The sequence below is a fragment of the Phycicoccus jejuensis genome, assembly GCF_000720925.1.
Classification (GTDB): domain Bacteria; phylum Actinomycetota; class Actinomycetes; order Actinomycetales; family Dermatophilaceae; genus Phycicoccus; species Phycicoccus jejuensis.
In genome coordinates this window covers 17581-39627 of sequence record NZ_JOEE01000010.1, presented here as the reverse complement: position 1 = coordinate 39627, position 22047 = coordinate 17581, and the positions used below count along the sequence as shown (strand labels likewise).

19 protein-coding genes and 1 riboswitch are annotated in these 22047 nt (G+C 73.9%); of the genes, 18 read left to right on the top strand and 1 reads right to left on the bottom strand.

Annotated elements, in window-relative coordinates; all coding sequences use genetic code 11:
• The first annotated feature begins 30 nt into the window (after window positions 1-30).
• From IG69_RS0117155 to IG69_RS0117070, 18 genes are all read left to right on the top strand, one after another.
• Window positions 31-1368 carry a glutamine synthetase family protein gene (locus IG69_RS0117155; protein WP_030529397.1) on the top strand — a complete coding sequence of 446 codons (1338 nt, stop codon included), beginning with the start codon at window positions 31-33 and terminating at the stop codon, window positions 1366-1368.
• Window positions 1369-1378: 10 nt separating this feature from the next.
• Window positions 1379-4369: a bifunctional [glutamine synthetase] adenylyltransferase/[glutamine synthetase]-adenylyl-L-tyrosine phosphorylase gene (locus IG69_RS0117150; RefSeq protein WP_030529396.1), complete on the top strand. Its 2991-nt coding sequence runs from the start codon at window positions 1379-1381 to the stop codon at window positions 4367-4369.
• Between the two features lie 57 nt (window positions 4370-4426).
• Complete coding sequence (locus IG69_RS0117145) at window positions 4427-5089, top strand: PAS and ANTAR domain-containing protein (protein ID WP_157577700.1); 663 nt, start codon at window positions 4427-4429, stop codon at window positions 5087-5089.
• Between the two features lie 67 nt (window positions 5090-5156).
• On the top strand, window positions 5157-6506 hold the full coding sequence (hisD, locus tag IG69_RS0117140; RefSeq protein ID WP_030529394.1) for a histidinol dehydrogenase: 1350 nt from the start codon (window positions 5157-5159) through the stop codon (window positions 6504-6506).
• A gap of 388 nt (window positions 6507-6894) precedes the next feature.
• Window positions 6895-7103: riboswitch (cobalamin riboswitch) on the top strand.
• 159 nt (window positions 7104-7262) lie between these two features.
• Entirely contained in the window at window positions 7263-9689 is a 2427-nt protein-coding gene (locus IG69_RS0117135; RefSeq protein WP_030529393.1) for a ribonucleoside-diphosphate reductase subunit alpha, read from the top strand.
• Window positions 9686-10735 carry a ribonucleotide-diphosphate reductase subunit beta gene (locus IG69_RS0117130; RefSeq protein ID WP_030529392.1) on the top strand — a complete coding sequence of 350 codons (1050 nt, stop codon included), beginning with the start codon at window positions 9686-9688 and terminating at the stop codon, window positions 10733-10735. The genes IG69_RS0117135 and IG69_RS0117130 overlap by 4 nt, the downstream gene beginning before the upstream one ends.
• 88 nt (window positions 10736-10823) lie before the next feature.
• Entirely contained in the window at window positions 10824-11948 is a 1125-nt protein-coding gene (locus IG69_RS0117125) for a histidinol-phosphate transaminase (RefSeq protein ID WP_036830537.1), read from the top strand.
• Complete coding sequence (gene hisB / locus IG69_RS0117120) at window positions 11945-12559, top strand: imidazoleglycerol-phosphate dehydratase HisB (RefSeq protein ID WP_030529390.1); 615 nt, start codon at window positions 11945-11947, stop codon at window positions 12557-12559. The genes IG69_RS0117125 and hisB overlap by 4 nt, the downstream gene beginning before the upstream one ends.
• Before the next feature lie 4 nt (window positions 12560-12563).
• Window positions 12564-13223, top strand: a complete 660-nt coding sequence (locus IG69_RS0117115) for a hypothetical protein (protein ID WP_051750699.1) — start codon at window positions 12564-12566, stop codon at window positions 13221-13223.
• Window positions 13220-13861, top strand: coding sequence for an imidazole glycerol phosphate synthase subunit HisH (gene hisH, locus IG69_RS0117110; protein WP_030529388.1), 642 nt, complete (start codon window positions 13220-13222; stop codon window positions 13859-13861). Before IG69_RS0117115 ends, hisH begins: the two co-directional genes overlap by 4 nt.
• Window positions 13862-14072: 211 nt before the next feature.
• The gene (gene priA, locus IG69_RS0117105) at window positions 14073-14810 is read left to right on the top strand and encodes a bifunctional 1-(5-phosphoribosyl)-5-((5-phosphoribosylamino)methylideneamino)imidazole-4-carboxamide isomerase/phosphoribosylanthranilate isomerase PriA (protein ID WP_030529387.1); all 738 of its coding nucleotides are present in this window, start codon (window positions 14073-14075) and stop codon (window positions 14808-14810) included.
• A 53-nt stretch (window positions 14811-14863) separates the two neighbouring features.
• On the top strand, window positions 14864-16090 hold the full coding sequence (locus tag IG69_RS0117100) for an MFS transporter (protein ID WP_030529386.1): 1227 nt from the start codon (window positions 14864-14866) through the stop codon (window positions 16088-16090).
• A gap of 23 nt (window positions 16091-16113) precedes the next feature.
• Window positions 16114-16863 (top strand): SseB family protein, encoded by a 750-nt coding sequence (locus tag IG69_RS0117095; protein WP_030529385.1) that lies wholly within the window; start codon window positions 16114-16116, stop codon window positions 16861-16863.
• A 231-nt stretch (window positions 16864-17094) separates the two neighbouring features.
• Window positions 17095-17817 (top strand): translation initiation factor IF-3, encoded by a 723-nt coding sequence (gene infC, locus IG69_RS0117090; protein WP_084696895.1) that lies wholly within the window; start codon window positions 17095-17097, stop codon window positions 17815-17817.
• A 60-nt stretch (window positions 17818-17877) separates the two neighbouring features.
• Window positions 17878-18072 carry a 50S ribosomal protein L35 gene (rpmI, locus tag IG69_RS0117085; protein ID WP_030529383.1) on the top strand — a complete coding sequence of 65 codons (195 nt, stop codon included), beginning with the start codon at window positions 17878-17880 and terminating at the stop codon, window positions 18070-18072.
• Between the two features lie 47 nt (window positions 18073-18119).
• Window positions 18120-18503 carry a 50S ribosomal protein L20 gene (gene rplT / locus IG69_RS0117080; RefSeq protein WP_030529382.1) on the top strand — a complete coding sequence of 128 codons (384 nt, stop codon included), beginning with the start codon at window positions 18120-18122 and terminating at the stop codon, window positions 18501-18503.
• A gap of 11 nt (window positions 18504-18514) precedes the next feature.
• On the top strand, window positions 18515-19324 hold the full coding sequence (locus IG69_RS0117075; RefSeq protein ID WP_030529381.1) for a TrmH family RNA methyltransferase: 810 nt from the start codon (window positions 18515-18517) through the stop codon (window positions 19322-19324).
• Between the two features lie 10 nt (window positions 19325-19334).
• Window positions 19335-20402 (top strand): sensor histidine kinase, encoded by a 1068-nt coding sequence (locus IG69_RS0117070; protein WP_036830533.1) that lies wholly within the window; start codon window positions 19335-19337, stop codon window positions 20400-20402.
• Between the two features lie 4 nt (window positions 20403-20406).
• Here the strand turns inward: IG69_RS0117070 and IG69_RS0117065 are convergent, their stop codons facing one another.
• The gene (locus IG69_RS0117065) at window positions 20407-21972 is read right to left on the bottom strand and encodes a catalase (RefSeq protein WP_030529379.1); all 1566 of its coding nucleotides are present in this window, start codon (window positions 21970-21972) and stop codon (window positions 20407-20409) included.
• Between the last annotated feature and the right edge of the window lie 75 nt (window positions 21973-22047).

Sequence of the window (22047 nt, the reverse complement as noted above, 5' to 3'; positions counted from 1 at the left end):
GTGACGCACGGATGCGGCAGGATGCTGCGCATGGACCGTCAGCAGGAGTTCGTCCTCCGCACCATCGAAGAGCGCGACATCCGGTTCGTCCGGCTCTGGTTCACCGACGTCCTCGGCACCCTCAAGTCGGTGGCCGTCGCCCCGGCCGAGCTCGAAGGGGCCTTCGCCGAGGGCATCGGGTTCGACGGCTCGGTCATCGAGGGCTTCGCCCGCGTCTACGAGTCGGACATGCTCGCCAAGCCGGACCCGTCCACGTTCCAGGTGCTGCCCTGGCGCGGCGAGAGCAACGGCACCGCCCGGATGTTCTGCGACATCACGCTGCCCGACGGCACGCCGAGCATGGCCGACCCGCGGCACGTGCTCCAGCGGGCCCTCGCGAAGGCCGCCGACATGGGCTTCACCTTCTACACCCACCCCGAGATCGAGTTCTTCCTCCTCAAGCAGGGCTGGGTGCCGGGGCAGAGCCCCGCGCCGATCGACACCTCGGGGTACTTCGACCACACGCCGCACGGCTCGAGCGCCGACTTCCGCCGGGCGGCGATCACGATGCTCGAGGAGATGGGGATCTCGGTCGAGTTCAGCCATCACGAGGCCGCCCCGGGCCAGAACGAGATCGACCTGCGCTACGCCGACGCGCTGACGACGGCCGACAACATCATGACCTTCCGGACGGTCGTCAAGGAGGTCGCGCTCGAGCAGGGCATCTACGCCTCGTTCATGCCGAAGCCGTTCGCCGAGCACCCCGGCTCGGGGATGCACACGCACATGTCGCTCTTCGAGGGCGACACCAACGCCTTCCACGAGCCCGGCGCGCCCTACCAGCTCTCGAAGGTCGGGCGGCAGTTCATCGCCGGCCTGCTGCACCACGGCGCCGAGACCGCGGCGGTCACCAACCAGTGGGTCAACAGCTACAAGCGCCTCTGGGGCGGCGGCGAGGCGCCCGCGCACCTCACGTGGGGCCACAACAACCGCTCGGCCCTCGTCCGGGTCCCGATGTACAAGCCGGACAAGGGGCAGAGCACCCGCGTCGAGGTGCGCAGCATCGACACCGCGTGCAACCCCTACCTCACCTTCGCGGTGCTGCTCGCCGCCGGGCTCAAGGGCATCGAGGAGGGCTACGACCTCCCGCCCGAGACCGAGGACGACGTGTGGAGCCTCACCGACTCCGAGCGCCGCGCGATGGGCATCCAGCCGCTGCCGGCGAGCCTGTCCGAGGCGATCGAGGTGATGGAGTCGAGCGAGCTCGTGGCCGAGACCCTCGGCGAGCACACCTTCGACTTCTTCCTGCGCAACAAGCGGGCCGAGTGGGCCGACTACCGCAACCAGGTGACCGCCTTCGAGCTCGAGCGCTACCTGCCCGCGCTCTGAGCGTCGGACCGTGAGCTCCCGAGCGCCCGAGTCCGTCCCGGCGGGGATCGCCCGCCTCGGCTTCGCCGACCCCCGCCGCGCCAACGCCCTGCTCGACGACCCCGCCGTCGCCGAGCTCGCCGGGGACCCCGCGCGGATCGAGACCGGCGGGCTCAGCCAGTCGCTGGCCCGCACGGCCGACCCCGACGCGGCGCTGCTCGGGCTGGTCCGGTTCATGGAGGCCGTCGCCGTCGACCGCGCGCGACGGGCCGAGGTGGTGCGGGTCGTCGGGTCCGACCCCGTCGCCCGGCACCGCCTGCTCGCCGTCCTCGGCGCCTCGACCGCGCTGGCCGACCACCTCGTCGCCCATCCGGAGCAGTGGACCGCGGCGACGCAGGCCGCCCCCGTGCCGGCGGCGGAGCGGGTCCGCCGGCTCGTCGGGCAGGTGGCCGAGCCGGGGGAGCTGACCGGCGCCGACGCGCTGCGCGTCGGCTACCGCGAGCAGCTCATCGGCATCGCCGCCCTCGACCTCACCGCCGACGACCCGCTCGAGGTGCTCCCGTCCACCGCGGAGGCGCTCGCCGACCTCGCCGCCGCCGCCCTCGAGGCCGCCCTGCACCTGGCCCGGCAGGAGGTCGGCCCGGACGCCGCGCGCACCCGTCTCGCGGTGGTCGCGATGGGCAAGACCGGTGGGCGCGAGCTGAACTACATCTCCGACGTCGACGTCATCTTCGCGGCGGAGCCCGCGGACGGCGTGCCGGAGGAGGAGGCCGTGGCGGTGGCCACCGACCTCGCGACCCGGCTCATGCGGCTGTGCTCGGCCTCGACCGGTGCGGGGTCGCTCTGGCAGGTCGACCCGGCGCTGCGGCCCGAGGGCAAGAACGGCCCGCTCGTGCGCACCGTCGCGAGCCACCTCGCCTACTACGAGCGCTGGGCCAAGACGTGGGAGTTCCAGGCGCTGCTCAAGGCGCGCCCGGTCGCCGGCGACGTCGAGGTCGGGGCCGCCTACTGCGACGCGGTGCAGCCGATGGTCTGGCAGGCCTCGACCCGCGAGCACTTCGTCGACGACGTCCAGGCGATGCGTCGCCGCGTGGAGGAGCACATCCCCAAGGCCGAGGCCGACCGCCAGATCAAGCTCGGTGCCGGCGGCCTGCGCGACGTCGAGTTCTCCGTCCAGCTGCTCCAGCTCGTCCACGGCCGCGCCGACGAGTCGCTGCGGACGGCGACCACCCTCGAGGGTCTGGCGGCGCTCTCGGCCGGCGGCTACGTGGGCCGCGAGGACGCCGCCGTGCTCGAGAACGCCTACCGCTACCTGCGCGCGCTCGAGCACCGCATCCAGCTGTACCGGCTGCGCCGCACGCACCTCATGCCGACCGGCGAGGACGACCTGCGCCGCCTCGGGCGGTCGATGGGGCACCGGAGCGCCCCCGGCGAGACGGTCATGGAGCAGTGGCGGGCCCGGCGGCGCGAGGTGCGCCGGCTCCACGAGCGCATCTTCTACCGGCCGCTGCTCTCGGCCGTGGCGCGCCTGTCCGACCAGGACGTGCGCCTGACCCCAGAGGCGGCCCGGGAGCGCTTCTCCGCGCTGGGCTTCCGCGACCCGGCGAACGCGCTGCGCCACCTCGAGGCCCTGACCGGCGGGGTGAGCCGCCGCTCGGCCATCCAGCGCCAGCTCCTGCCCGTCATGCTCGGCTGGTTCGCCGACGAGGCCGACCCCGACGCGGGGCTGCTCGCGTTCCGCCGGATCAGCGAGGAGCTGGGCTCGACCCACTGGTACCTGCGGCTCCTGCGCGACGAGGGGTCCGCGGCGGAACGCCTCGCGCACACCCTCGCCCGCAGCCGGTACGCGGCGTCGCTGCTCGAGCAGGCGCCCGAGTGCGTGCAGTTCCTCGGCGACTCCAGCGGCCTCACGCCGCGATCGCGCGACGACGTGCTGCGGCGGATGCGCTCGGCGGCCGGGCGCAAGGACGACGCCGAGTCGGCGGTCCTCGCCGCCCGCGTCATCCGGCGCTCCGAGCTGTTCCGCATCGCCGTCGCCGACCTCGCGGGCACGCTCGGGCCGCTCGACCTCGGCGCCGCGATGACCGATCTCACCTCGGCGCTGCTCGAGCTGACCCTCGAGATGTGCCTGCGCGAGGTCGTGGGGGAGGGCGAGCCGCTGACCCGGCTGCTCGTCGTCGGGATGGGCCGGCTCGGCGGGCGCGAGCAGGGCTACGGCTCCGACGCCGACGTCCTCTTCGTCCACGACCCGCTGCCGGGTGCCGACGAGGTCGCGGCGCAGGCCCAGGCGATGGAGGTCGTGCGCCGGCTCGTCACGCTGCTCGGACGCCCCGGGCCCGACCCGGTCCTCGACGTCGACGCCGGCCTGCGACCCGAGGGCAAGCAGGGCCCGCTCGTGCGCTCGCTCGCCTCGTACCGCGAGTACTACGCCCGCTGGTCGCTGGTCTGGGAAGCGCAGGCGCTGCTGCGCGCCACCCCCGTCGCGGGCGACCCCGACCTCGCGCAGCGCTTCGTCGACCTCGTCGCCCCCATCCGGTGGCCCGAGGGCGGTCTGGACGCCGGGCAGGTGCGCGAGATCCGCACGCTCAAGGCCCGGATGGAGTCCGAGCGGCTGCCGCGCGGCGCCGACCGCAAGACGCACTTCAAGCTCGGCCACGGCGGCCTGTCGGACGTCGAGTGGGTCGTCCAGCTCGTCCAGCTGCGCCACGCGCACGCGCACCCCGGGCTGCGCACGCCGTCCACCCTCGCGGCCCTCGAGGCGGCGGCGGAGCTGGGGCTCGTCGACGCCGACCACGCGTCGGCGCTGGCCGGCGCGTGGCGGCTGGCGTCCGCGATGCGCAACGCCGGGGTCCTCTTCCGGGGCAAGGGGGTCGACTCGGTCCCCACCTACGACCGCGACGCCGACGGCGTGGCCCGCATCCTCGGGATGGAGTCCGGGACCGCCCAGGACCTCGCCGAGCGCTACCGGCGGGTGGCGCGCCGGGCGCGGGCGGCCTTCGAGGCCGAGTTCTACGACGCCTGACCCCCATCCTTCGACACCGCGGTGCGGGGCGTCGCGGGCCCGTGGCATGCTTCCGGCGTGGCATCGACTCCTGGTGTCCCTGCAGGTCAGGGCGGCGCGGTCTTCGCGGAGGCGACGTTCGACATCGCGTCCGCGCGCTGGACGTGGTCACCGGAGATGTACGTCCTCATCGGCGTCCGCGACACCGGTCGGGACCCCTCGGTCCTCGTCTTCGAGCGGATGCACCCCTCCGACCGGCCGGTGGTCGCGGAGGTCCTCGAGCAGGCCGTCCGCGAGCCCGGACCGTTCGCCGGGCAGTACCGGCTGCGCGACGACGAGGAGCGCGAGCGGGTCATCGCCTTCGTCGGTGACGTCATCCGCGACGCCGCGGGGGAGCCGACCGCCCTGCGGGGCATCGCCTTCGACGTGTCGCGGGCCAGCCGCCAGGTGTCGGCCGAGGCGGTGGCCGCCGCCACGGCCGACCGCGCGGCCATCGAGCAGGTCAAGGGCGCGGTGATGTTCGCCTACGGGCTCGACGCCGACGCCGCCTTCGGGCTGCTCTCGCGCTACTCGCAGCGGGGCAACGTCAAGCTCGCGACGATCGCGAGCCGGGTGACGGACCTGCTGGCGTCGCAGCCGGAGCCCGGCACCGAGCGCTCGCTGCTCCAGGTGCTGGAGCAGGCGCTGCGTCCCCCGCGCCGAGCGGCGGGCCGGGACGACGACGAGGCCGAGACCGGCTGAGCCGGACGGACGCCGGCTGTCGAACGTCGGCGCGGGGCGCTCACGCACCGAACCTAGACTGGACGCCATGCCCGACCGCACGACGACCGTTGTCCCCCGCCTCGACCTGCGCGGACGCCGCCCCGGCCTGCGCGAGCTGCGGGCCGCGCTGCCGCGCGCCGAGTTCGACGTCGAGGCCGCCCTCGCGGCGGTCCGCCCCATCGTCGAGGACGTCCGTGACCGCGGGGCCGCCGCGCTCTACGAGGCCGCCGAGCGCTTCGACGGCGTCCGCCCGCCGGCGCTGCGCGTCCCCGCCGACGTCATCGCCCGCGCCGTCGAGACCCTGGACCCGGTCGTGCGCGCCGCGCTGGAGGAGTCCATCCGCCGCGCCCGCCTCGTCCACGCCGACCAGCGCCGCCGCGACACGACCACGCAGGTCGCCGACGGCGGCACCGTCACCGAGCGCTGGGTGCCGGTCGACCGGGTCGGCCTCTACGTCCCCGGCGGTCTCGCGGTGTACCCGAGCAGCGTCGTGATGAACGTCGTGCCCGCCCAGCTCGCCGGCGTGCCGGGGCTCGCGGTCGCCAGCCCGCCGCAGCGCGACCACGGCGGGTGGCCGCACCCGACCATCCTCGCGGCCTGCCACCTGCTCGGCGTCGACGAGGTGTGGGCGATGGGGGGCGCGCAGGCCGTGGCCGCGTTCGCGTACGGGGTCGAGGACGGCGACGACGTCTGCGACCCGGTCTCGCTCGTCACCGGCCCCGGCAACATCTACGTCGCCGCGGCGAAGCGGCTGCTCAAGGGGCTCATCGGCATCGACGCCGAGGCCGGCCCGACCGAGATCGCCGTCCTCGCCGACGCCACCGCGGACGCCGACCACGTCGCGTCCGACCTCGTCTCGCAGGCCGAGCACGACCCGCTGGCCGCGGCCGTGCTCGTCACCGACAGCCCGGAGCTCGCCAAGGCCGTCGAGGAGGCGCTCGAGCGTCGGGTCGCGGCGACGAAGCACACCGAGCGCGTGGCCACGGCGCTCGCCGGCCGCCAGTCGGCGATCGTCCTCGTCGACGACGTCGAGGTGGGGCTGGACGTCGTCAACGCCTACGCCGCCGAGCACCTCGAGGTCATCACGGCCGACGCCGCCGCGGTCGCCGCCCGGGTCACGAGCGCCGGCGCCGTGTTCGTCGGCGCGTGGTCGCCGGTCAGCCTCGGCGACTACTGCGCCGGGTCCAACCACGTCCTGCCGACCGGCGGGTGCGCGGCGCACAGCAGCGGCCTGTCGGTGCAGTCCTTCCTGCGCGGCATCCACGTCGTCGAGTACACGCAGGACGCCTTGCGCGAGGTCGGGGCGCACGTCGTCTCGCTCGCCCGCGCCGAGGACCTCCCCGGCCACGGCGAGGCCGTCCTGGCCCGCGTCCCCGAGGTCGAGCCCGGCGCCTGACGCCCGCCTCTGGTCCGGTTCGCCGGATGGCGGCGACATCTGGCCGCCACCCCGCGAACCGAACCAGAGCCCACGGATACCCCGCACGTGCGGGCTTTTCGTGGTCGCGCCGGTTCGGCGAGCGCGATGTCCCCGCACGTGCGGGCTTTTCGTGGTCGCGCCGGTTCGGCGAGCGCGATGTCCCCGCACGTGCGGGGTTTCCGTCGTCGAGCGGGCATCCGCTCGCTCCTCCGTGCGACCTGCGCGGCTGCGTGTGCGACCGCACCGGGACCTGCGCAGGTCGCCGGGAGAAGGGAACGGTCCGAGCCCGCGTGGTGAGGAGCAGCGCCCCGGACGACGGCGACACGCCACGACATGTGGGTGCGACGTGTTGTCGGTGACCCCACATATGGTGTGTCTCGCAGCTGGTCCTCGATCCACCCCCGGGTGGGAAGAGGGGCAAGAGGGAACCCGGTGAGAGTCCGGGACTGCCCCGCAGCGGTGAGTGGGAACGACCCCCGTCAGAGCACTGGGCCGAGAGGCCTGGGAAGCGACGGGCAGTAGGCGGCGCGAGCCGGGCCCGCGAGTCCGAAGACCTGCCAGTCGCGCCGTCCCCACCCGGGGGCGGCACCTTTCGCGGTCTCGTGGGACGGCCGACGGAGGGCAGGTGGGTTGTCCGGGGGACGGTGCGCGACGCCGCCCACCCGGCGCTCCCGACGCTCCTCGTCACCCCTCGCGCGGCTCGCGGCAGGCTCATCGAGCTCGCGAGGAGAGAGCATGACCACCACCGCCCAGGGCCCCGCCCCGGCGACCACGACCCCCGACCAGCCGGCACCGGGGACCCACCGCACCGCGATGCGCGTGCGCAAGCGCGACGGGGACACCGAGCCCGTCGACGTGACGAAGATCGTCCGCGCGGTCGAGCGCGTCAGCGACGGCCTCGACGAGGTCGACCCGCTGCGCGTCGCGACCCGCACCATCAGCGGCCTCTACGACGGCGCGACGACCGCCGAGCTGGACCGGCTCTCGATCCAGACCGCCGCCGAGCTCATCGGCGAGGAGCCGGAGTACAGCCGCCTGGCAGCACGGCTGCTCGCCGGCTACGTCGACAAGGAGGTGCGTGGCCACGGGGTCGCGTCCTTCAGCCAGTCGGTCGCGCTCGGGCACGCCGAGGGCCTCATCGGCGACGCGACGGCGGAGTTCGTCGCGGCCAACGCCGTCAAGCTCGACCGCGCCGTCGACCCGGCCAACGACCGGCTCTTCGAGTACTTCGGGCTGCGGACCGTCTGCGACCGCTACCTGCTGCGCCACCCGACGACCCGGCTGGTCCTCGAGACGCCGCAGTACTTCCTCCTACGCGTCGCCTGCGGGCTCGCGACGAGCACCCGTGAGGCGCTCGAGCTCTACCGGCTGATGGCGCGCCTGGACTACCTGCCGAGCAGCCCGACCCTGTTCAACTCCGGCACCCGCCACACGCAGATGAGCTCCTGCTACCTCGTCGACAGCCCGCGCGACGAGCTGGACTCCATCTACGAGCGCTACCAGCAGGTGGCGCGCCTGTCGAAGTTCGCCGGCGGCATCGGCATCGCCTTCTCGAGGGTCCGCGGGCGCGGCGCGCTGATCCGCGGCACGAACGGCACGAGCAACGGCATCGTCCCGTGGCTGCGCACCCTCGACGCGAGCGTCGCCGCCGTCAACCAGGGCGGCCGGCGCAAGGGCGCCGCGTGCGTCTACCTCGAGCCGTGGCACCCCGACGTCGAGGAGTTCCTGGAGCTGCGCGACAACACCGGCGAGGACGCCCGCCGCACCCACAACCTCAACCTCGCCAACTGGCTGCCCGATGAGTTCCTGCGCCGGGTCGAGGCCGACGAGCCGTGGAGCCTCGTCGACCCGAGCGAGGTGCCCGGGCTGACCGACCTCTGGGGCGAGGAGTTCGACGAGGCCTACCGCGCCGCCGAGCGCGAGGGCCGGGTCGTGCGCCAGGTGCCCGCGCGCGAGCTGTGGGGACGGATGATGCGCACGCTCGCCCAGACCGGCAACGGCTGGATGACGTTCAAGGACGCCGCGAACCGCGCGTGCAACCAGACCGCCGAGCCCGGCCAGGTCGTGCACCTCTCGAACCTCTGCACCGAGATCCTCGAGGTGAGCAGCGACGAGGAGACCGCCGTCTGCAACCTCGGCTCGGTCAACCTCTCGCGGCACCTGACGGCCGACCGCACCGACGTCGACTGGGCCAAGCTGCGCGCGACCGTCCGGACGGCCGTGACCTTCCTCGACCGCGTCGTCGACGTCAACTACTACCCGAGCGAGCAGGCGGCGGCGTCCAACCCGCGCTGGCGCCCGATCGGGCTGGGCTACATGGGCCTGCAGGACGTCCTCTTCGCGCTGCGGCTGCCCTTCGACTCCGAGGAGGCCCTCGCCCTCTCGACGCGGATCGCGGAGGAGGTCCTGCTGACGGCGCTCGAGCGTTCCAGCGAGCTCGCCGCGGCGCACGGCCCGCACCCGGCGTTCCGGCGCACCCGGGCGGCCCGCGGGGTCCTCCACCCGGACCACTTCGACGTCACGCCGACGCAGCCCGAGCGCTGGGACCGGTTGCGCGAGAACGTGGCCGAGCACGGACTGCGCAACAGCCTCGTCGTCGCCATCGCCCCGACCGCGACGATCGCCTCGATCGCGGGCTGCGGCGAGTGCATCGAGCCGCAGGTCTCGAACCTCTTCAAGCGCGAGACGCTGTCGGGCGAGTTCCTCCAGGTCAACGGCCACCTCGTGCGCGAGCTCAAGGCCCGCGGCCTGTGGACCGCCGCCACGCGGGACGCCGTCAAGCGCGCCGAGGGGTCGGTGCAGGGTCTGACCGACCTGCCCGAAGACGTCCGCACGCTCTACCGCACGGCGTGGGAGCTGCCGCAGCGGGCGCTCATCGCGATGGCCGCCGCCCGCCAGCCGTACGTCGACCAGAGCCAGTCGCTCAACCTCTTCATGGCCAGCCCGACGATCGGGAAGCTGTCGTCGATGTACCTCCACGCGTGGAAGTCCGGCCTCAAGACGACGTACTACCTGCGCTCGCGGCCGGCGACGCGCATCCAGCAGGCGACGGTGTCCGAGACCCGCTCCGCCGCACCGCTGCCCACGACGACCACCCCGACCGACGAGGAGGCCCTCGCCTGCTCGCTCGAGAACCCCGAGAGCTGCGAGGCCTGCCAGTGACCACCCCCGCCACCACGCCCACCACCGCCTCGACCTCCGGCCAGGACGCGCGGCTGCTCGACCCCGGCATGAGCCTCACGCTCCGGCCGATGCGCTACCCGCACTTCTACGACCGGTTCCGCGACGCCATCAAGAACACGTGGACGGTCGAGGAGGTCGACCTGCACTCCGACCTCGCGGACCTCCGGAGGCTCAGCGCGGCCGAGCAGCACCTCGTCAAGCGCCTCGTCGCGTTCTTCGCGACGGGCGACACGATCGTCGCGAACAACCTCGTGCTCAACCTCTACGAGCACGTCAACGCCCCCGAGGCGCGCCTCTACCTCTCGCGCCAGCTCTTCGAGGAGGCGGTGCACGTGCAGTTCTACCTGACGCTGCTCGACACCTACGTCCCCGACGAGCGCGAGCGGTTCGAGGCGTTCGCGGCCGTCGAGAACATCCCGTCGATCAAGGCCAAGGCCGACTTCTGCTTCCGGTGGATCGACTCCCTGGCCGACCTGCGGACCCTCGAGACCCGTGAGGACCGGCGGGCGTTCCTGCTCAACCTCGTGTGCTTCGCGGCGTGCATCGAGGGGCTGTTCTTCTACGGCGCCTTCGCGTACGTGTACTTCCTGCGCTCGCGCGGCCTGCTCAACGGCCTCGCCTCCGGCACGAACTGGGTCTTCCGCGACGAGTCGATGCACATGGCGTTCGCCTTCGACGTCTTCGACACCGCCCGCGCCGAGGAGCCGGACCTCGTCGACGACGCATTCGCCGACGACGTGCGCCGGATGCTCGCGGAGGCCGTCGACGCCGAGGCGCAGTTCGCGCAGGACCTGCTCGGGGGAGGGGTGGCGGGGCTGTCGACCGCCGACATGCGCTCCTACCTCGAGCACGTCGCGGACCGGCGGCTGGAGCGGCTCGGCATCACGCCCCTGTACGGCTCCCCGAACCCGCTGGCGTTCATGGAGCTGCAGGACGTCCAGGAGCTCTCGAACTTCTTCGAGCGCCGCGTCTCGGCCTACCAGGTCGGGGTCGGCGGCTCGGTGACGTTCGACGACGACTTCTGACCGGGACGGGCCGCGACGGGGCGGCGCGGCGGGCCGCAGGGTGGTCCGCCGCGCAGCCCCTCCCGGCAGCCCTCCTAGACTCCACGGCATGGACCCCCGCACGACGATCGAGGCGATGCTCCGGCCGGACCTGCGGGGCCGGACCGCCTACGGGGCACCCCAGCTCGAGGTGCCGGTGGCCCTCAACACCAACGAGAACTCCTACCCGGTGCCGGCGGTCGTCGCCGAGGCGATGACGCGCGCGGTGGCCGAGGTCGCCACCGGGCTCAACCGCTACCCGGACCGCGAGTTCACGGCCCTGCGCACCGACCTCGCCGCCTACCTCTCGCGCGGCGCCACCGCCGTCACGGCCGAGCAGGTCTGGGCCGGCAACGGCTCGAACGAGGTGCTCCTGCACCTGCTCCAGGCCTTCGGCGGCCCGGGCCGGGTGGCGCTCGGGTTCACCCCGGCCTACTCGATGCACCCGATCATCACGACGACGACCGGCACGACGTGGGTCGACGGGATGCGGGGCGTCGCGGGTGCCGGGGCCTTCGACCTCGACGCCGCGTCCGCGGTCGCCCAGGTGCGTGAGCACCGCCCGGACGTCGTCTTCCTCTGCTCGCCGAACAACCCGACCGGCACGGCGCTCGACCTCGCGACGGTCGAGGCGGTGCACGACGCCACCGACGGCCTCGTCGTCGTCGACGAGGCGTACGCCGAGTTCGCGCGGCCCGGCACGCCGTCGGCCCTCACCCTCCTCGAGGGGCGCCCGCGGCTCGTCGTCACGCGGACGATGAGCAAGGCGTTCGCCCTCGCCGGGGGCCGCCTGGGCTACCTCGCGGCCGACCCGGTCCTCGTCGACGCCCTCCGGCTGGTCCGGATGCCCTACCACCTGTCCTCGCCGACGCAGGCCGTCGCCCGCGCCGCGCTCGCCCACGCCGACCTCATGCTCGAGACCGTCGGCGTCGTCAAGGACCAGCGCGACCGCATCGTCACCGAGCTCGCCGCGCTCGGGCTCGACCCGGTGGCCAGCGACGCCAACTTCGTCCTCTTCGGCGGCCTGCGCGACAGCCACGCGACGTGGCAGGCGCTGCTGGAGTGGGGTGTCCTCGTCCGGGACGTCGGCATCCCGCACTATCTTCGTGTCACCGCCGGGACGCCCGAGGAGACCACGGCCTTCCTCGACGCCCTGACCGCCCTCGTCCCCACCCACGCTGGAGCAGCCCCGTGAGCACCGCCGAGACCCACCGCACCGCCACGGTGCGCCGGGCCACGTCCGAGAGCACCGTCGAGGTGACCGTCGACCTCGACGGCACCGGCCGCGGCGAGGTGAGCACCGGCGTCCCCTTCTACGACCACATGCTCCTCTCGCTCGCCAAGCACTCGCTGATCGACCTCACGGTGCGCGCCGACGGCGACACCCACGTCGACGCCCACCACACCGTCGAGGACGTCGCGATCGTCCTCGGGCAGGCCGTCCGCGAGGCGCTCGGCGACAAGTCCGGCATCTCGCGCTTCGGCGACGCCACCGTCCCGCTCGACGAGGCGCTCGTCCTCGCCGTCGTCGACGTCGCCGGCCGCCCCTACTGCGTCCACGAGGGCGAGCCGGCCGGCCAGGAGCACGTCGTCATCGGCGGCCACTACGTCGGCTCGCTGACGCGCCACGTGCTCGAGTCCTTCGCCTTCCACGCCCAGGTCGCCCTCCACGTCCGCGTCCTCGCGGGCCGCGACCCGCACCACGTCGTCGAGGCCCAGTTCAAGGCGCTCGCGCGCGCCCTGCGCGCCGCCGTCGCCCGCGACCCGCGGGTCGAGGGCGTCCCGAGCGCGAAGGGTGCGCTCTAACGCCGTGGCCGCCGACGCGCGCCCGAGCGCGGGGCACGGGCTGCTCCTCGTGCGCCGGCCACCCGCCGCGGTCGGCCGGTGGCTGCGCCGTGGGCTCGTCGCGGCGACGGTCGTGCCGTACGGGCGCTGGACGGCGGTGACGGTCGCCGAGGACGCGGCCCGCAGCGCCGCCCCCTTCGACGTCGCCCTCGAGGTGCTGGCCGCCCGGCCGGTGCCCCGCTCGGCGTGCCCGGCCATCGGGATGTTCGCCCTGGGCGGTCACGCGGTGGTCACCCTCCAGCCCGGGGGCGTCCGGCGCGCCCAGCACTGGCTCGTCTGGCAGCCCCGGACCGGGGTGGTCGAGACGCCGTCCCTGCCACGGCTCGCCCTCGGTGAGCTGGTCGGGGCCGCCGGTGGCGGCGCCCGCGTCCAGGACGTGGCCGGCGTGCTGCGCGCCGGGGACGGCGAGCCGCTCGACGTCCTCGTCACCGTGCTGCGCCTGCTCGGGCTGCCCGGCGAGGAGCTGCTCGTGCGCGGCCACCCCGCCGGCGCTGCCGACGTCGAGCCCGGCGCCCGCGGCGTCCTCGCCTTCGACCGCCTCGTCGCCGACGAGGCACAGCACCGCGCCGAGTGGGAGGCCGCCCGCGGCGAGCCCTCCGTCGGCCGGGAGCGGGAGGTCCGATGAGCCCCGACGTCGTCGTGCTCGACTACGGCAGCGGCAACGTCCGCTCGGCCGTGCGCGCGCTCGAGCACGTGGGCGCCCGCGTCACGCTGACCGGCGACCCGGAGGCGGCGCTGGCCGCCGACGGCCTCTTCGTGCCCGGCGTCGGCAACTTCCACGCCTGCATGGCGGGGCTCGCCGCCGCCCGCGGCCCGCTCATCATCGGCCGACGCCTCGCCGGGGGCCGCCCGGTCCTCGGGGTGTGCGTCGGGATGCAGGTGCTCTTCGACGGCTCGGCCGAGCCGAGCGGCGCCCCGGTGCCCGGGGTGGGTGAGTGGCCCGGCACCGTCACCCGGCTGCACGCGCCGGTGGTGCCGCACATGGGCTGGTCCGAGGTCGAGGTCCCCTCCGGGAGCTCCCTGTTCGCCGGGGTGGAGTCCGAGCGCTTCTACTTCGTCCACTCCTACGCGGTCCACGACTGGGAGCTCGCGCCCCCGGACGACACCTTCGCGGCCGTCGCCCCGAAGGTCACGTGGGCCACGCACGGCGAGCGGTTCGTCGCCGCGGTCGAGAACGGTCCGCTCGCGGCGACGCAGTTCCACCCCGAGAAGTCCGGCGAGGCGGGGCTCACCCTCCTCGCCAACTGGGTCCGCTCGCTCTGACCGCGCCATCAGCGGGACACCAGGTCCCCGGGCCGATCCCCCACGTCACGCGCGTATCGGGTCACCCGATACGACCGCGCTGTACCCGGGAACGGTTGTCGGGTGAAGCGCAGCGGTATCGGGTCACCCGATACGCGTGAGGTCCGAGGGTGGGTGTGAGGTCGGGTGGACCGGTCGGTGGCGGCCGGTGGGCGACCGGCAGACTGGACCCATGAGCGACCAGCCCCGCCTCGAGCTCCTGCCCGCCGTCGACGTGGTCGAGGGCCGCGCCGTCCAGCTGGTCCAGGGCGTCGCCGGCAGCGGCGGCGAGTTCGGCGACCCGATCGAGGCCGCCCTGCGCTGGCAGGAGCAGGGCAGCGAGTGGCTGCACCTCGTCGACCTCGACGCCGCCTTCGGGCGCGGCTCGAACGCCGACCTGCTCGCCGAGATCGTCGGCCGCCTCGACATCCACGTCGAGATGAGCGGGGGCATCCGCGACGAGGACTCGCTGACCCGGGCCCTCGCCACGGGCTGCCGGCGCGTCAACATCGGCACCGCCGCCCTCGAGGACCCCGCGTGGACGGCCCGCGCCATCGCCGAGCACGGCGACCGCGTCGCCATCGGCCTCGACGTCCGGGGCACCACGCTGGCCGCCCGCGGCTGGACGAGCGAGGGCGGCGACCTGTGGGAGACCCTCGAGCGGCTCGACCGCGAGGGCTGCGCCCGCTACGTCGTGACCGACGTCGCCAAGGACGGGATGATGAAGGGCCCGAACGTCGGACTGCTGCGCGAGGTCTGCGCCCGCACCGACCGGCCCGTCGTCGCGTCGGGCGGCATCTCGACCCTCGAGGACATCGCCGCGGTCCGCGGGCTCGTCGCCGACGGCGTCGAGGGCGCCATCGTCGGGTCGGCGCTCTACCGCGGGGCGTTCACCCTCCCCGAGGCCCTCGAGGTCGCCGGCCGCCCCTGAGGCACGCGCCCTCCGTTTTCGCCGGTGTCGGCGGTGGGTGCGACCATCGGCGGGTGACCACCCGCTACCGCCGCGTCCTCGCGGTGCCCGCCCTGCGCCGTGCCCTCCTCCTCGGGGTGCTCGTGCGGATGCCGATCTTCGCCGGCGGGGTCGTCATCACGCTCCACGTCGTCTCGGCGCTGGGTCGCTCCTACGGCGAGGCGGGTGTCGTCGCCGCGGCGGCGACCCTCGCGATCGCCGTCTCCGGGCCGTGGCGCGGGCGCCTGCTCGACCGTCGGGGGCTGCGCCGCGTCGTCGCGCCGTCGGTGCTCGTCACGGCGGCGTGCTGGTCGGTGGCGCCGTTCCTCGGCTACTGGTGGCTGCTCGGGCTCGCGACCCTCGCCGGGCTGTTCGTCGTCCCGTCCTTCAGCATCATCCGGCAGGCGGTCATCGCGGCCGTCCCCGAGGAGGACCGGCGCACCGCCATCTCGCTCGACGCGGTCGCGGTCGAGCTCTCGTTCATGGTGGGGCCGGCGCTCGGCGTCTGGGCCGCGGCCGCGTGGCGCACCGACCTCGTCCTGCTCGCGGTCCAGGGCGCCGGCGTCCTCGCCGGGGTCCTGCTCTGGGTCGCGAACCCGGTCCTGCGCGAGGACGTCGACCCCGACGAGCCGGCGCGGGCTGCCGTCCCTCGCTCGGCCTGGCTGCGCCCGGGCTTCCTCGTCGTCTGCCTCGGAGCCGCGACGAGCACCGTCGTCCTCTCCGGCACCGACCTCGGCGTCGTCGCCGCGCTGCGCGACCTCGGCGCGCCGGGCGCCATCGGCCCGGTCCTCGCGGTCTGGGCCCTCGGCTCGCTCGTCGGCGGCCTCGTCTACGGCGGGATGCACCGCTCGGTCAGCGCCTTCTGGCTGCTCGGCGGCCTCGCCGTCACCACCGCTCCGCTGGCGCTCGCCGGCGGCCCCTGGACCCTCGGGGTCCTCGCGCTCGTCTCCGGCCTGTTCTGCGCCCCGACCATCACCGCGACGATCGACCAGGTGAGCCGGGCGGTCCCGGCGTCGGCCCGCGGCGAGGCGATGGGCTGGCACGGCTCCTCGATGACCGCCGGCACCGCGCTCGGTGCGCCCCTCACCGGGTTCGTCATCGACCACACCGGCTGGGGCGCGGGCTTCCTCGTCGTCGCGGCGGCGGGCGTCCTCGTCGCGCTGCTCGGGAGCCTCGTCACCTCCGGTGCCGCCCGGGGACGCCGGGCCGCCCGCGCGGCCGCACGGGTGGCGCCGCCTCCCGCCCGCGAGCCCGTCGCCTGAGGCCGCTCGGTACCGTGGCGGACGTGCCTGACGACCATCCCGAGACCAGCGGCGCCGCGAGCGACTCCGCGGGCACCCCGTGGCAGCGGCGCGAGCTGAGCCCGTCCGGCTTCGAGTCCGACACCGGCGAGGCCGACCCGGCGCTGCGGGCGCTCCTCGCGGCCCCGGGCGACGACCTCGCGCTCATGCGCGCGCTCGAGGACGGCCGCCTCCTCGTGCCGGTCGTCGCCGAGCCGACCGAGGTCGACGCCACCGGCCCGCTCGCCGTCGAGAAGGGCGTCGACATGGCCGCGGTCACCCTCGTCGCCCCCGACGGCTCGCGCGCCCTGCCCGTCTTCACCGGCGCCGACTCGCTCGCCGCGTGGGACGCCGCCGCCCGACCCGTGCCGGTCACGCCGGCGCGCGCCGCCCAGGCGGCGGTCTCCGAGGGCTGCGACGTCCTCGTCGTCGACGTCGCCGGCCCCGCGACGAGGGTGCTGCGGCCCTCGATGCTCTGGGCGCTGGCGCAGGAGCGGGCGTGGGAGCCGGCCCACACGGACCCCTTCGTCGCCCGGGCGGTCGCCACCGCCCTCGCCGACGAGCCCGCCGTCGCCGGCCACGAGGTCGAGGAGGGCGCCCCGCACGGCGCCGGCGTGCTCGGCATCGTGCTCCACCTGCGGGCCGGGCTGGACGCGGACGAGGTGCGGGCGGTCGCCACCCGGGTGGGGGAGCGGCTCGCCACCGACGGCGAGCTGCGGGCCCGCGTCGACGGCCTCGCCTTCCGCATCGTCTGAGCGATTTCGGCCCGAGGGCCGCTGCTGGTAGCCTTGACCGCTGACCGACCGCCTCGTCACGGGGCGGTGTGCAAGAGAAGCCCCGCTTCCACCCGCGTCGACCCCAGGGTCGCCGGGTTCCCGGTCCGCGACGAGACGTCGTGCGCACCCGCAGAGGGTGTGCCGCGGCATCCCGTGGTGGGCCGGTCGGAAACGACAGGCTCCTCGCACCCGGCGCGAGGAGCCTTTCTCGTGCCGGCGGGCACCGATTCGCAGGACGTGACGAAGGAGAAGCACATCAGCGAGCCACGCATCAACGACCGCATCCGGGTTCCCGAGGTGCGGTTGGTCGGCCCCAACGGCGAGCAGGTCGGCATCGTCCGCGTCGAGGACGCGCTCCGTCTCGCGGCGGAGGCGGACCTCGACCTCGTCGAGGTCGCGCCGATGGCCAAGCCCCCGGTCGCCAAGCTCATGGACTTCGGCAAGTACAAGTACGAAGCCGCCATGAAGGCCCGTGAGGCACGCAAGAACCAGGTCAACACGGTCATCAAGGAGATCAAGCTCCGCCCGAAGATCGACCCGCACGACTACGGCACCAAGAAGGGCCACGTCGTCCGGTTCCTCGGGGGCGGCGACAAGGTCAAGGTGACGATCATGTTCCGCGGTCGCGAGCAGTCGCGCCCCGAGCTCGGCTTCCGCCTCCTCCAGCGCCTCGCGCAGGACGTCGCGGAGCTCGGCATCGTCGAGTCCCAGCCGAAGCAGGACGGCCGCAACATGGTCATGGTCCTCGCGCCGACGAAGAAGAAGGCGCAGGCGATGGCCGAGCAGCGCAAGAAGCGCGACGAGGCCAAGGCCGGTCACGCCGCCGCCGACGAGCCGCTCGACGAGACCACGACGAGCGACGAGGCGACCGTCTCCGAGGACACCGCGGCCGAGCCGGCCGCGACGGCCGACGAGACCACCACCGCGGGCTGACGCCCGCCCCCCGACAGACACACCCCCGACGCACCACCGACGCAAGGAGAGATCGGCACCATGCCGAAGAACAAGACCCACAGCGGCACGAAGAAGCGCTTCCGGATCACCGGCTCGGGCAAGGTCATGCGCGAGCAGGCCGGCCACGTGCACAAGTTCCACGAGAAGACGCCGCAGAAGGCCCGTCGCCTCTCCAAGGACGTCCTCGTCTCGCCGGCCGACGCCCCGAAGATCAAGAAGCTCCTCGGCAAGTGAGCCGACCCACCCCCACCTACTGACGAAGCAGAGCAAGGAGAACTCACGTGGCACGCGTGAAGCGGGCGGTCAACGCCCAGAAGAAGCGCCGGGTCGTCCTCGAGCGGGCCAGCGGCTACCGCGGGCAGCGCTCGCGCCTGTACCGCAAGGCCAAGGAGCAGGTCCAGCACAGCCTCGGCTACGCCTACCGCGACCGCCGGGCCCGCAAGGGTGACTTCCGTCGCCTCTGGATCCAGCGGATCAACGCCGCGGCCCGCGCCAACGGCATGACCTACAACCGCTTCATCCAGGGCCTCAAGGCCGCCGAGGTCGAGGTCGACCGCCGCATGCTCGCCGAGCTCGCGGTCAACGACGAGGCCGCGTTCGCCGCGCTCGTCGAGCTCTCGAAGGCCAACCAGCCGGCCCGCGAGCCCGCCAAGGCCTCCGCCTGAGCGACCCCCGAGTGCTGACCAACCCCCGGTCCGACCGGGTCAAGGCGGTCCGCTCGTTGCAGAAGCGGTCGGTGCGACAGCGCACCGGCCGCTTCTGCGTCGAAGGACCACAGGGCGTGCGCGAGGCCGTCCGGTACGCCGCCGGCCGGGTCCGCGACCTCTACCTCACCCCCGAGGCCGCGGCCAGGTACGCCGACGACATCGTCGCGCCGGCCCGGGCCGCGCAGCTGTGGCTGCACGAGGTGAGCGCCGAGGTCCTCGCCGGGATGGCCGAGTCCGAGGCGCCGCAGGGCGTGCTCGCGGTCGTCGACGACGAGCCGCTCACCCTCGGCGCGGTCCTCGACGCCGGCCCCCGCCTGCTCGTCCTGCTGACCAACGTCCGCGACCCGGGCAACGCCGGCACGGTGATCCGCGGCGCCGACGCGGCGGGCGCCGACGCCGTCCTCGTCAGCGACTCCTCGGTCGACATCCTCTCGCCGAAGGTCGTCCGCTCCACGGCCGGCTCCCTCTTCCACCTGCCCGTCGTCACCGGGCTCGAGGTGGAGGGGGCCCTCGCGGCCCTGCGGGAGCGGGGCGTGCGGACCCTCGCGGCCGACGGCACGGGCCGCACCGCGCTGCCCGACGCCGACCTCACCGGCCCGCACTGCTGGGTCATGGGCAACGAGGCGTGGGGGCTGCCGGAGGAGACCCGCACCCTCTGCGACGAGGTCGTCAGCGTCCCGATCCACGGTCGGGCCGAGTCGCTCAACCTCGCGATGGCGGCGACGATCTGCCTCTACGCCTCGGCGGGTGTGCTGCGGTCCGGCGGGTCCGGGAGGTAGCGTGCGACCCATGACGGAGCGGTTCATGGTCCCCGACGACCTGGCCGCCAACGGGCTGGAGTTCATCCCCGACGGGCTCGTCGCCGCCGTCGGCCCGAAGCGGATCGTGCGCTTCATGAACAGCCGGGCCGAGCGCATCACCGGCCTGCGCGCCGCCGACGTCGTCGGCCGCGACGTCGTCGAGGCGCTGCCCCTGCAGGACCTCGGGGGCGACTCCTGGTGGGAGCTGTCCTCGCCCTGGGAGGGCCTCGAGACCCGCACCGGGCACCGCGAGCGGCTCCTCGTGCTGCCGAGCGGCCGCGAGCTCCTCGTCACGGCGAAGTACGTCCGCGAGTGGCGCTGCGGCCCGGTCCGCTCGGTCGTCATCGGCATCCGCGACGCCGAGGGCCGGCGCCGCGCCGAGAAGGAGTCCGCCGCGCTCCTCACCTCCGTCGCCCACGAGCTGCGCTCGCCGCTGACCGGGGTCAAGGGCTTCTCGAGCACGCTGCTGCGCAACTGGGACCGGTTCACCGACGACCAGAAGCGCCTCATGCTCGAGACGATCGAGGCCGACGCCGACCGCGTGACGCGCCTGATCACCGAGCTGCTCGACACCTCGCGGATCGGCACCGGCCGGCTCACCGTCCACCCGCAGCCCCTCGACCTGCGCACCCGGTTCGAGGGCCAGGTCGAGCGTCGGGTGGCCGCCGGGATGGACCGCGAGCAGCTCCAGGTCGAGGTCGAGGAGGGGCTCGACGTGGTGTGGGCCGACCCGGACCGCCTCGAGCAGGTGATGACCAACCTCGTCGACAACGCGCTGCGCCACGGCAAGGGGACCGTGCGGCTGTCCGCCGAGCGCTCGCACTGGGACGGGCCGGCCGCGGTCGACGTCACGGTGAGCGACGACGGTGACGGCATCGCGCCGCAGCACCGCGAGCTCGTGTTCTCCCGGTTCTGGCAGGCGGGCGCCAAGCACGGCACCGGCCTCGGGCTCTACCTCGTGCGCGGGCTCGTCGAGGCCCACGGTGGTGAGGTCGTCGTCGAGGACGCGCCCGGAGGCGGTGCACGCCTCCGGGCCACGTTCCCCGACGTCGGCTAGCGGGTCAGCGGGCCGCGCTCTCGTGCAGCGGTCGCTCGACGACCGCCTTGTCCTCGTCCGGGGCGCCCGGGATGGGGTCGCCCTCGCCGGATCGCACCTTCTCCTCGATGCGCTTGCCGGTCTCGGCGTCGACGTTCTTCCAGTAGGCGAACGCCCGCTCGAGCACGTCCTCCCGGACGCCGCCGAGCGCGCCGGCGACGGTGTCGACGAAGCGGTTGCGCTGGTCGTCGTCGAAGACGTCGCGCACGAGCATCCCGGCCTGGGTCCAGTCGTCGTCCTCGGCGTGGAGGACGTACGCCTGCCGGACCATCTCGCCGTCGGCCTCCCAGCCCTCGGCGACCGGCCCCTGGAACGTGGAGTGCCCGCGCCCCATGCTGTTCGGGATGTACGTGGGGCCGCCCTTGACCTCGTAGGTCATCGCGCCGTCGAAGACGAGGTGGTTGGCCTTCTCCTCGACCTCCGGCAGGGGCCGGTTGACCGGGAGCTGGTGGGCGTTGGTGCCCACCCGGGCCCGGTGCGCGTCGGCGTACGAGAAGACCCGCGCGAGGAGCATCTTGTCGGGCGAGAAGCCGATGCCCGGGACGATGTTGCTCGGCGCGAACGCGGCCTGCTCGATCTGCGCGAAGTGGTTGACCGGGTTCTCGCTCAGCTCGAAGGTGCCCACCTCGATGAGCGGGTAGTCCGAGTGCGGCCAGACCTTGGTCAGGTCGAACGGGTTGTAGCGGTAGTCCTTCGCGTCCGCGTACGGCATCGCCTGGATGAACATCGTCCACCGGGGGTTGTCGCCGCGGTCGATCGCCTCGAACAGGTCGCGGCGGTGGTAGTCGGAGTCCGCCCCGGAGATCCGTTCGGCCTCCTCGTTCGTGAGGTTCTCGACCCCCTGCTGGGTGTGGAAGTGGAACTTCACCCAGTGCTTCTCGCCGGCCTCGTTGCTCATGAGGTAGGTGTGCGAGCCGTAGCCGTTCATGAACCGCCACGAGCGGGGCAGCCCGCGGTCGCCCATGAGGTAGGTGACCTGGTGGGCCGACTCGGGGGAGTTGGTCCAGAAGTCCCACTGCATCGTGCCGTCGCGCAGGCCGGAGTCGGCCAGGCGCTTCTGGCTGCGGATGAAGTGGGGGAACTTCATGGGGTCGCGCAGGAAGAAGACCGGGGTGTTGTTGCCGACGAGGTCCCAGTTGCCCTCCTCGGTGTAGAAGCGCACCGAGAACCCGCGCACGTCGCGCCAGGTGTCGGGGGAGCCGAGCTCACCCGCGACGGTCGAGAACCGGGCGAGCGTGCGAGAGGTCGCCCCCGGGCGGAAGACCGCGGCCTTCGTGTACTTCGTGATGTCGTGGGTGACGGTGAAGGTGCCGAACGCGCCGGAGCCCTTGGCGTGCGGCTTGCGCTCGGGGATGTTCTCGCGGTTGAAGTGCGCGAGCGTGTCGAGCAGGTGCACGTCGTGCAGCATCAGCGGCCCGTTGGGGGACAGGCTGAGGCTGTGCTCGTCGCTCTCGGTGGGCGCGCCGTTCGACATGGTGGAGCCGGTGGGCGTGCCGAGCTGGTCGGGGTTCTCGTACGGGTCGTTCGTCATCGGGTTCCTCTCGAGGTCGGATCCTCCATCGCCATCATCACCCCGCCGACCTGCTGCGACGGCCGTGAGCGACAG

What these genes read in the sequence shown, in the direction of transcription:
- priA (WP_030529387.1), top strand. Translation starts at nt 14,073, where the DNA reads ATGAGCGACCAGCCCCGCCTCGAGCTCCTGCCCGCCGTCGACGTGGTC.
- IG69_RS0117155 (WP_030529397.1), top strand. Translation starts at nt 31, where the DNA reads ATGGACCGTCAGCAGGAGTTCGTCCTCCGCACCATCGAAGAGCGCGAC.
- IG69_RS0117125 (WP_036830537.1), top strand. Translation starts at nt 10,824, where the DNA reads ATGGACCCCCGCACGACGATCGAGGCGATGCTCCGGCCGGACCTGCGG.
- hisH (WP_030529388.1), top strand. Translation starts at nt 13,220, where the DNA reads ATGAGCCCCGACGTCGTCGTGCTCGACTACGGCAGCGGCAACGTCCGC.
- rpmI (WP_030529383.1), top strand. Translation starts at nt 17,878, where the DNA reads ATGCCGAAGAACAAGACCCACAGCGGCACGAAGAAGCGCTTCCGGATC.
- hisD (WP_030529394.1), top strand. Translation starts at nt 5,157, where the DNA reads ATGCCCGACCGCACGACGACCGTTGTCCCCCGCCTCGACCTGCGCGGA.
- IG69_RS0117135 (WP_030529393.1), top strand. Translation starts at nt 7,263, where the DNA reads ATGACCACCACCGCCCAGGGCCCCGCCCCGGCGACCACGACCCCCGAC.
- IG69_RS0117070 (WP_036830533.1), top strand. Translation starts at nt 19,335, where the DNA reads ATGACGGAGCGGTTCATGGTCCCCGACGACCTGGCCGCCAACGGGCTG.
- IG69_RS0117065 (WP_030529379.1), bottom strand. Translation starts at nt 21,972, where the DNA reads ATGACGAACGACCCGTACGAGAACCCCGACCAGCTCGGCACGCCCACC.